This is a genomic window from Vibrio sp. S234-5, from assembly GCF_000960595.1.
Classification (GTDB): Bacteria; Pseudomonadota; Gammaproteobacteria; order Enterobacterales; family Vibrionaceae; genus Vibrio.
In genome coordinates this window covers 1-430 of sequence record NZ_JZAM01000457.1, presented here as the reverse complement: position 1 = coordinate 430, position 430 = coordinate 1, and the positions used below count along the sequence as shown (strand labels likewise).

The following is a 430-nucleotide window of genomic DNA, read 5'->3' as shown; positions in this document are numbered from 1 at the left end:
CGACAAAAGCAAGTCGGGCCCCGACTGCCCGAGTTTGACCCAGCCGATCAATCGCGCTTAGATTGGCACTAAACCCGACTACAAGCTGGTGTACCCGCGCACCGAAGTCAGAGGGTGCTACGGTCATGCCCGTCGCGGGCATGTATTAGAAGATGGCCGAGCGCAAACGGGCTTAAGATACTGCATGAATTCGGCGGCGATGCGGTTTATTCCGGCAGCCGAACTCGAAGCAAACGGCTACGGGGAATACGCGACACTGTTTGAAAAATAACCCCTTTTGTTGATATGGCAGAATAGCGGTCAGGCGCGTCTTTTATCGCTGCCTGTCCGCCGGTTTTCCCATTCGGTATGACAATGCTCGTACGGTGACTTTTTGAACTCTTCTATCTCCCTTGCCCATTTATTCTAGGCAAGCTCTTACCTGTTCAAA

General features: G+C 52.8%; 1 pseudogene. It reads left to right on the top strand.

The annotated features are described in order from the left end of the window. Nucleotides 1-271: pseudogene (locus UF06_RS25350) on the top strand (peptide-methionine (R)-S-oxide reductase); the annotation flags it as partial. Between the last annotated feature and the right edge of the window lie 159 nt (nt 272-430).